General features: G+C 67.3%; 1 protein-coding gene. It reads left to right on the top strand.

Annotation, left to right across the window (positions count from 1 at the left end; all coding sequences use genetic code 11):
* Positions 1–513 (top strand): ATP-binding cassette domain-containing protein (locus ACYVD0_RS17735; protein WP_460428036.1); only part of this gene is annotated, 513 nt, incomplete at both ends.

The following is a 513-nucleotide window of genomic DNA, read 5'->3' as shown; positions in this document are numbered from 1 at the left end:
GCGCTCTCCGACGTGCAGTTGCGCGTGCGTCCCGGCACCGTCCTGGCGCTGATGGGCGAGAACGGCGCGGGCAAGTCGACGCTGATGAAGATCATCGCCGGCATCCACCAGCCGGACGCCGGCGAGCTGCGCCTGCGCGGGCAGTCGATCGTGCTCGAGACCCCCCTGCAGGCGCTGCAGATGGGCATCGCGATGATCCACCAGGAGCTCAACCTGATGCCGCAGATGAGCATCGCCGAGAACATCTGGCTCGGCCGCGAGCCGCTCAACGCGCTGCGCATGGTCGACCACCGGCGAATGTACCGGCAGACCCGCGAGCTGTTCGAGCGCCTGCGCATCGATCTCGACCCGAAGATGGCCGTCGGCGAGCTGAGCATCGCCGGACGGCAGATGGTGGAGATCGCCAAGGCGGTGTCCTACGACAGCGACGTGCTGATCATGGACGAGCCGACCTCCGCCATCACCGAGAAGGAGGTCGCCCACCTGTTCTCGATCATCGCCGACCTCAAGGCC

It is taken from the genome of Azotobacter armeniacus (assembly GCF_054779355.1).
The sequence above is the reverse complement of the archived record's forward strand: the minus strand, read 5'-3'. Positions and strand labels throughout refer to the sequence as shown.